This window comes from Bacteroidota bacterium (genome assembly GCA_030706565.1).
Lineage (GTDB): Bacteria > Bacteroidota > Bacteroidia > Bacteroidales > JAUZOH01 > JAUZOH01.
This window is the reverse complement of sequence record JAUZOH010000208.1, coordinates 1-6,662: the sequence shown is the minus strand read 5'-3', so window position 1 is coordinate 6,662 and position 6,662 is coordinate 1. Positions and strand designations below refer to the sequence as shown.

Here is a 6,662-nt window from a genome sequence, read left to right as displayed (position 1 = left end):
TGTTCATCATGTCACATAGAAATAATGAGAAATATTCCTCTGTGTCTTCTCTGTGTACCTCTGTGTTATTGTATCGATTTATTACACAGAGAACCACAGAGTTTTAACACAGAGTGCCACAGAGAAATCTGTTATAACCCCTTTATACTGCTCGCGAAACTTAAGTAATTGAAACTTTTATATTTAGGGTTTTATTGGATTAAAAGTTTTTTACTGTTATGATGGGGTTGGAAACTCGTCATTGTTTTTTAACCTGCTCTGATTTTCTTGCAAGTTTTTCTTTAAATTCTGCCTCCCAATTAGTTCCATGAGTTTGGAGCATATATTCAGTGACTACCTTATTGTATTGTTCTACACCATTTTTTAAGACCTGGTCAACCGCATTGCCAGCTACTTTTTTATATTGAAATCCAAAATCGCGGGCTACTGTGTTCTCAAATTTTTCATTGTGATTGGATTCTCCCAAAATCAATATCCTCACATTTCCCTTTTTAATGTCCCGTTTGGCCCTGATTGAATTATAATCGGTAAATAGTCCATACTTAAAATAGCCATATAGCAGGGCAATGAATATTAAAATAATCACAAAAACCAAGATAAAAAAGAAGAGAGTCGTTTTCATTTTTAATATTTTAAAGTTTATACTTAGGTTTAATTATTTCAAGTCTAAATATTTATATAAAAATTGAACTCTAAAAGCCTTATTAATTTCAAACTCCTTTTCCTGCCTAACTGAACAAAATTTAATATTATAAATCCATACGAAAAATAATAAGAAATTTGAACATATATTTGTTTTTAGGGTAAATAAATTTTAGTTAAAAATAGATTTTCGTCTTCGAAAGGCAACTTATTGGGGTGAAATTTCATCTTATAAAAAATAATCTCACAGAAAAGTAATTTCGTTAATCGTCATTTTTTAGCCGGCATATTGAAAATATAGAAGGGTAAAGATTAGTAAACTTCATTTAACGCTATCCAATGATGAAAAAATTAATTTTTTTACTTCCGGCCTTATCCCTGATTCTTTTATCATGCGAAAAGAAGACGGATTCAGATACTTTGATCTCCATAAAAAAAGCCAATTATTCAGGTTGCTTTAATTCACGGAACAAGTCGCTTGAATCTGTATCAGAAATGTCAGATTCATTGTATTTCGTGCCTGATGAAGATGAGTTGAACTTATTTATTGATATTGTTTATTCCTGCTGTGGAGAATTAAAGGATTCTGTTGTAATAGACAGGAGTGTGGTGAGTGTATATCTTAAGGACAAAAATCCGGAAAGTTATGCCTGCAACTGTATCTGTCTTTATAAAATCAATTATTCGATCACTAATTACCGGGGAAGGAATATTGACTTTAAAGTTTATATGAAAAATATTGCTGGTAACAAATTTTCGTTGTGGAAAGAAATCTGGTATGTCGGTTTATTTGACTGAATATTGTTGTCCAGGCCCAATAATTAGGGTTTTGTTCACAAGTAAATCCCTTTTGGGGTCCCAAAAACAAAACAGCCGGAAATTCTAGGATCTCCGGCTGTTTTTGCATGGTATACGGGAATTTATGATTTTGCAGCTTCTTCCAATTTGTTGCTGATGGCAAACATGAAAGTTGCTGATAATAAGGCGGCGACAACAAGCAACATAAAGAATTGCCAGAGTGGCCATTTTGCCCAAAGCGGGCCGATGAAACCGGCCAAAAGGTTGCCCACAGCGGTAGCTGCAAACCATCCGCCCTGCATCAGGCCTTTATATTTAGGCGGCGACACTTTTGAAACAAAGGAAATACCCATAGGGCTCAGCATCAGTTCTGCGATGGTGAGCATGAAGTAGGTGCTGATTAACCAGTAGGGGGTAACCAGAACATTTGAAACTCCTTGGTTGATGGCGCAAGGACTGGGCAAACCTTGCGAAGCCAGGACCATGATTCCGAAACCTGCTGCAGCAAGTACCATCCCGATTGCGATTTTTTTAGACGAACTGGGTTCTTTGCCCTTACGGTTCAAGGCTCCGAAGATACCTACGACCAAAGGAGTCAGAAATACTATGAATATGGGATTAAACTGCTGAAAGAGTTCGGCTGTGATGGGCATGTGGTCACTAAATTTGTCGATGGCAATGTAAGCCAGCGCCAAACCTGCGAAAAATAAAAATCCGCCGATAAATTTGGTTAATTTTTTTGTACTTCGCAGAACTACCAATATCAAACCAATAATGGCTGCAATGATAGGCAATAAGGCTGCCAGATCGAAAAGTGTATAAGTGGCTTTACCCACAGTCTGGTATGTATAGTTTTTGGCAAAAAGTGTAAGTGTAAAACCATTTTGGTGAAAGGCCATCCAGAAGAATATGACCACGAAAAAGACCAGTCCCAGTGCTTTGAAACGGTTTCTGGTTTGTTCAGGCGTCAGTTGTACGAGGTTCTCTTCGTGATTTTTAATTTTCTCTTTCTGGGTAACATCAGCATATTTGTAATATTTTCTAAAACCGAGGAAAATGGCCAAAGAAGCAAGTATGCTGACTGCAGCGATGCCAAAACCTGCGTTATACGAACAACTCAATGAATCAATATAACGGTGGCAGAATGTTGTCATGTCGGAGGGTACATGTCCCAGCTGGGCTGTGGCAAAACGGGTTAGTTCTGAAGTGTTGGCCAGGGTCCCGTTGATATACTGATGGGCCAGTTCTGGAAGTTTTACGTTGTAAGTAAACCCGTTGTTATGAAGGAAATAATTACGAATGCCGGTTGCAGCTGAAGGTGCAAAGAAAGCTCCCACATTTATTCCCATGTAAAAAATATTGAAAGCCGAGTCGCGCAGGGAGCTGTAACGGGGATCGTCGTAAAGGTTCCCGTTCAGGGCCTGAAGATTGCCCTTAAATAAACCGGTACCCAGGCAGATAACCGACAGTGCGATATAAACGAAAGCAGGATTCATTCCGGGTTTTGCCAGTAACAAGTATCCCAGAATCATTAAAATGATTCCTATTACAATGGTTTTCCCATAACCTAAAACATTATCAGCCAGCCAACCTCCAAAGATTGGTGCGAAATAAACCCCAAATAAAAAAGTACCATATACACGGCCAGATTCCTGAACGCTAAAGCCGAATTTGGCCTGCAGGTACAAAATGAAAATTGCAATCATGGTATAATAGCCAAAACGTTCCCCCATGTTCGCAAAAAATAATACATATAATCCTTTTGGATGCCCTTTAAACATGATTTGTGATTTTATATTTTGAACAATACCTTTGTGTAAAAACGCAATAAAAATAACTACTATTTGGTAATTTGCAAGAAAGATGACAAAACTCAGGATTTTTCCAAAATTATTTTGCGGATTTTATATTAATTTGGAAAATTTCGATTGTTCTTTTATTTTAAAACAGGAAGAGGAAAAATACTTAATTTTGCCGGCATGAAGATTTTTAAGATACGACAAATCAGGGATATTGATGCTTATACCATTGAACATGAACCGGTTTCTTCGGTCGATTTAATGGAAAGGGCTGCTGTTGCATGTTTTCATTGGTTAAAGGAGAACATGGATTGCAACCGGCCTGTTAAAATTATTGTTGGCCCCGGCAATAACGGCGGAGATGGACTTGCATTGGCCCGTATGTTGATTTTGGACAACAGGCAAGTAAAAGTCTTTATACCCCAAATATCAGAAAAGTTTTCGCATGATGCAATGGTGAATTATCAACGGCTGATGGACTTGAAACCAGAGGCGGTGGTAACTTTGGGCGATGCCGGCCAATTTCCTGATATACTTCCTGAAGATATTGTAATTGATGCACTTTTTGGCTCCGGATTGTCGAGGCCTCTGTCCGGACTGGCTGCAGAAATTGTTGATAAGTTAAATAATAGTTCCGCTGTGGTCGTTGCAATTGACATTCCTTCAGGACTTCAGGGTGATATAAATTGTGGCGATGCCGACAGCCATATTGTAAAAGCCAGTCATACCCTGTCTTTTCAGTTTCCAAAACTTTCCTTTTTCTTACCCGAGAATGAAGTTTATGTTGGCAGGTTTCACGTTCTGGATATAGGGCTTCACCCTGAAATGATCAAAAATCTGGATACAGATTATTATTTCCCGGAGTCGCAGGATATCAGTTCCTGTCTGAAAAACAGAAGAAAATTTTCGCACAAGGGTAATTTCGGCCATGCACTTTTAATTTCTGGCAGGTATGGACAGATGGGGGCTGCAGTAATGGCTTCCCGAGCCTGCTTGAGGGCAGGGGTGGGGCTGTTGACCGTGCAGGTCCCCCGTTGCGGATATAATATCATGCAAAGCACTGTGCCGGAAGCCATGGTAAAGGCCGACAGGCATAAAAATTATTTGTCGCTTTTCCCTGCCCTGGATTCATATTCTGCCATTGGAGTAGGACCGGGCATAGGTTTGGACATGCTGACCAAAAAGATGTTTTTTGATTTGCTTCATGCAGCCAAAGCTCCGTTGGTGATTGACGCCGATGCCATTAATATTCTTGGGGACGAGAAAGAGTGGCTGAATTTTTTGCCCACCAATACGGTACTTACTCCCCATCCTAAAGAATTTGAACGGATCACTCAGGCATGTTCAAATTCGGCCGAAAGGCATCGGCTTCAGGTAGAATTTGCCCGGAAATATGGGGTTGTTGTGGTTCTTAAAGGAGCTAACACGATTATTGCCTGCCCTGACGGAAGATGTTTTATTAATTCAACAGGAAATCCGGGCATGGCTACTGCCGGAAGCGGTGATACCCTTACCGGAATTATTCTTTCCTTGCTTGCTCAGGGGTATGCCTCCTGGCAGGCTGCAGTTATTGGTGTATATATTCATGGACTTGCCGGTGACCTGGCCGCTCAGGCTGTGGGACAGGAAGCCATGATCGCTTCTGATATTATCAATCATTTAGGAAAAGCTTTTATTTATTTACATAAAAATGAGAAGAATGATAAAAAGTTGTTATAAGTGGTTGCTGTTGGCAGCAATTTTTAGCGGTTGCAATTCAACCCAAAGCATAAAAGTTGTACGTGTTAACGATGCTTCCCGGTTGTCTGAAAACTCTTTCCTTTACGCTTTGCCTGAAAATGTGGTGAATGTGCAGGCAAAAATTACTAAAAACTATGTAAAAAGGGGGCCTTATTATAAATATGCAGATAAATACCTGGGCATCAAAAATGTTCCGGTTAAAGATTCTGTTTATTGGACTGTTTCGAATGTCGGACTCAGCGATGGAGCGCAGTGTGATGTCAACCAGTACTTTATGGTTACCCTGTCCGGAGACAAACCTTTTGCCTATCGCCAATTGTTTGATCTCTGCAAAAATGGATTGATTTTCGATATTAACCATATTGAAGCTTCAAATGCTGTTTCGGTCAACTTGGCCGATAAAAATCCGGGATATGGGAATATCCTCTTTAAAGAACTTTCGATGAACAGCAATATGGCCGAAGAAAATGACACTTTATATGAAACAGTGCTTACAGATTCTACCTTTAACCGGATTCCTATTATAAAAAAGTCGGAGGTGATCAAGACATTTGAAGAAAAGGCTTCGGAAGCAGCCAATGTCATTTACAAAATCAGGAAGAAGCGGTTGAAGCTGGTTTCGGGGGGATATAAATCATTGCCGGCCGGGAATACCCTTTCAACCTGCCTGGAAGAGTTGAGCCGTATTGAAAAGGAATACATGGCCTTATTTATTGGCAAGACCATCACGGAGGATCACATTTATCATTTCACCTATGTTCCCCAGGCTCAAAAGCTGGACGAGGCTGTAGACCTTTTTTATTTCTCAAATGCAGAAGGTATTGTAGACAAAAACACGGAAGGACGTCCAATTTCTCTTTTTATCAGCAGTAAAGAAAGAACAGGCAGATTAGACACTCTTTCGAGAAATGAACCGCTTCAGTTGAAAGCCAAAAATGAAATTTTTTACCGCATTCCTGATAAGGCATTGATTGAATTAAGGGACGGAAATAATGTCCTGGCCAGTAAGGAAATTTATATTTCACAATATGGGGTAATTGTCAGAATGCCTTTAAGCATGTTTGCCAGATAATCAGTCCCTCATTATTGCATAAATTCAGGTTTTGAGTAGTTTTTTTACTCAAAACCTTTTTTATGTGATAACCTTAGATTTAAATAATCCTTGAGAAAATAAAGTCATCTAAATAGTGCTCCCTATTTTTTCATCCCTGGAAACGGAATATTCTTCCTTCCCAATCCTATTTTCAGGTTAATTGTCTTTTATAAAACCGGAATTAATCTGCATTTCTTCAGAATATCCCCTCTTATTAGGATAAAAAATTAACCATTCAGGTTTATTTTTTCTTATTTTAATCTATAAAACTTAATGTTAGATTATTAACGTTTTGTTCTTCAATTGTTTGTATGTTTTTGAGATTTTAACTTTACACATTATATTTTAACATTATCCAGCCTTAAATTAAATCAAAAGGATTTATAGGTGTATAATCAGTAAACTAGGGAATTTATGAGAATTTAATTTATTTTCAATTTATTAGCTGGATTATGTTACATCTCTATTTGAAATAAAATTGATAACATAAATAATATAAAATATAATTCAAAAATCCCCTAAACCCATCAAGGAGCGGGGCGTGGATGCCAAAAAACGTCAAGAGTAGGCCTTAATTTTACAATTAACTT

Annotated in this window: 5 protein-coding genes; 3 read left to right on the top strand and 2 right to left on the bottom strand. The window is 38.4% G+C overall.

Annotation, left to right across the window (positions count from 1 at the left end):
* Positions 1-238 precede the first annotated feature (238 nt).
* On the bottom strand, positions 239-622 hold the full coding sequence (locus Q8907_10880) for a hypothetical protein (GenBank protein MDP4274771.1): 384 nt from the start codon (positions 620-622) through the stop codon (positions 239-241).
* Between the two features lie 359 nt (positions 623-981).
* On the opposite strand from Q8907_10880, the gene Q8907_10875 reads away from it, so the two are divergent.
* Complete coding sequence (locus tag Q8907_10875) at positions 982-1,440, top strand: hypothetical protein (GenBank protein ID MDP4274770.1); 459 nt, start codon at positions 982-984, stop codon at positions 1,438-1,440.
* Between the two features lie 122 nt (positions 1,441-1,562).
* Here Q8907_10875 and Q8907_10870 read toward each other — a convergent pair whose 3' ends face one another.
* On the bottom strand, positions 1,563-3,221 hold the full coding sequence (locus Q8907_10870) for a peptide MFS transporter (protein ID MDP4274769.1): 1,659 nt from the start codon (positions 3,219-3,221) through the stop codon (positions 1,563-1,565).
* 198 nt (positions 3,222-3,419) lie between these two features.
* Between Q8907_10870 and Q8907_10865 the strand changes: the two genes are divergently transcribed.
* Complete coding sequence (locus Q8907_10865) at positions 3,420-4,958, top strand: NAD(P)H-hydrate dehydratase (protein ID MDP4274768.1); 1,539 nt, start codon at positions 3,420-3,422, stop codon at positions 4,956-4,958.
* Positions 4,939-6,051 (top strand): DUF4831 family protein, encoded by a 1,113-nt coding sequence (locus tag Q8907_10860; GenBank protein MDP4274767.1) that lies wholly within the window; start codon positions 4,939-4,941, stop codon positions 6,049-6,051. Before Q8907_10865 ends, Q8907_10860 begins: the two co-directional genes overlap by 20 nt.
* Positions 6,052-6,662: the final 611 nt, after the last annotated feature.